This window comes from Neisseria sp. HMSC075C10 (assembly GCF_001815615.1).
Taxonomy (GTDB): domain Bacteria; phylum Pseudomonadota; class Gammaproteobacteria; order Burkholderiales; family Neisseriaceae; genus Neisseria; species Neisseria subflava_A.
This window is the reverse complement of the sequence record NZ_KV821229.1, coordinates 1-2065: the sequence shown is the minus strand read 5'-3', so window position 1 is coordinate 2065 and position 2065 is coordinate 1. Positions and strand designations below refer to the sequence as shown.

General features: G+C 38.7%; 2 protein-coding genes and 1 pseudogene. All 3 read left to right on the top strand.

Annotated features, from left to right (window positions below):
* On the top strand, positions 1 to 952 hold a 952-nt coding region (locus tag HMPREF3047_RS00565), incomplete at its 5' end, for an HNH/endonuclease VII fold putative polymorphic toxin (RefSeq protein ID WP_070711879.1).
* Entirely contained in the window at positions 949 to 1389 is a 441-nt protein-coding gene (locus tag HMPREF3047_RS00560) for a hypothetical protein (protein ID WP_070461584.1), read from the top strand. The genes HMPREF3047_RS00565 and HMPREF3047_RS00560, both read left to right, overlap by 4 nt.
* A 553-nt stretch (positions 1390 to 1942) precedes the next feature.
* Positions 1943 to 2065 (top strand): annotated as a pseudogene (locus tag HMPREF3047_RS11210) (adhesin); the annotation flags it as partial.

Sequence of the window (2065 nt, the reverse complement as noted above, 5' to 3'; positions counted from 1 at the left end):
CGGTGCGGTTGCTTCGGTGGTGGGTGCGGCCGGAGGCAGTCTGAACGGTACGAACAGCAGCAACGGAGCGTTGTTTGATGCGCAGGTTGCCGGGACGGTCGGGCAGAATGCGGTGGAGAATAATGCTGCGGGGAATAGTACTTCTGCTGTTACGCGGATGCAGAGTAGAGCCGCAACATTGGAGAATGCCGCATATGCAATGGACCCATTTTTCTTACAAGGTAATGTGCCAGATATATATGCTGAGATTCAAAAATTAAAAAGAATAGATCAAGTAAATCAAGACAAGAAAAATGAAATAGCTAGAAATTTTCTTAGGGAACATGGAATTAATGTACCGTTAATGACTGTAATGGATAGTGTTAATGGTGTGGGAGTAGTTCGCTTAGACACAGAACGAAATTACCGAAACCTAATGAAGGCCATGACAGAATTTAAACAAGCAGCAACTACGAAACATGCTACATTTAGAATGGCTAAGCGACAATTAGGGATTCCTAATTCAATGCAGCCAACAGCAGTTCGTCGTGTGCCAATTGTAGAAAAAAAGCATGATCGAATAGGCATAGTAACTTACAAAAAGGATTCTTTAGGACGCACGTTATTTTCTACGGAGTATCTATTTATTGTTAATGGCAAAGGTTATGTAATCCAAGACCACTCTGTAGGGCATAATTTTGGAGACCTTAATGGAATAGGAAATCAACATGCTCATTTTAATTTAAAAAAATTAAATTTAAACACATATACCACAAATGGAACTATTGATATAGAAACTTGGAAGGCCGAGCAGAACATCCCGCACAATAGGCAAACCTATGGAATCAGTCCGATCACAGGTATTCCAGAGCATTTGTACACAAAACCTTCTCCGCATGCAGATCCTAAAGAGCATTTCTTTGAGAGAATATTTAACATGAAAAATGGAAACAGGGGGAAAACGAAAAAATGAAGCACGCGCACATTGACTTTATTGGGGGAAAATGGAATCTATTAAAGCAAATGTATGGAGCAGATATACTTGAAAAAGGAAATTTTTACGTAGATGATATCTTTTTTACCAAATGGATAATTTCCGAAAATAATCTAAAAGGGTACTGTATCAATATGATTATTTATCTTCATACTCCACCAACCATTTATCCAAAAAAATGGGAAGATGCTCAAGGAGTAAAAATATGGCTTTCATTTGATGGCCAATTTGGCAATGGATTATTTAAATTAAGCAATAGAAAATTAATTAAGGAAATACGTCATAAATATGTGAGATTTTCTTTTTTAAATGAATTTATTAAAGACCACAGAAGAATCTTAATTCATCTACAGAAAGATAACTCATCAATATTTGCCACATCGATACATGTTTTAGGCATTTCCAAACTAATTTAAAAATCTTAGAAATCAACAGTGCTATTTACACTTTTCAGATTTCATACTTAGACTGAACTAACCGATTTTTTAGCGAAAAAACAAAAACTGGACAGCCTGAAAAAGTGTAAACAACATGACATTTTCCAACACATTAAAAAGCCTGGAACAAACTGGAAAAGTTAGCTACCGACCGAGAAGAGCAAAACAAAGTAGTTGGTTCTATCAGGAAGGCAGTCCGACAGGAATGGGATTTGCTCAAACGGCACAACAGCAATTTTAGGCATGCTGTTGTCAATGGCAACATTGATGATATACGTGATGATAGTGAAGTCGTTGCAGCTAATGGCTTAAGTTCCTCTACCCAATTGGTGCAGGACTAATCGGAACGGGAGGAAGTTTTGTTGCTGCCAAAGGTATGGGTAATCCGGCTTACCGCATAAGCTGGGAGGGGCTTCCGGAAACCAATGCTGTAAAAATGAGGCAGACTGGTGCGGTTTCTTTGCCGAAGATTACGAAGATAAATAATTTAACACATGAAGGAATCGAATCACATAATCTAAATAACGTTAATGCTCCGGGTAGAAAAACTGTACCCGTCGGCGAAATCCGTATTCCTTCAAATTCCAAAGCAACAGAGGGAACAACCGTTACCTTGGCACAGGAGCAACGCCTAGCCAACGGAGAGCTGATACCG

Excerpts from the sequence above, each read along its gene's own strand:
- HMPREF3047_RS00560 (WP_070461584.1), top strand. The coding sequence starts at position 949 with ATGAAGCACGCGCACATTGACTTTATTGGGGGAAAATGGAATCTATTA.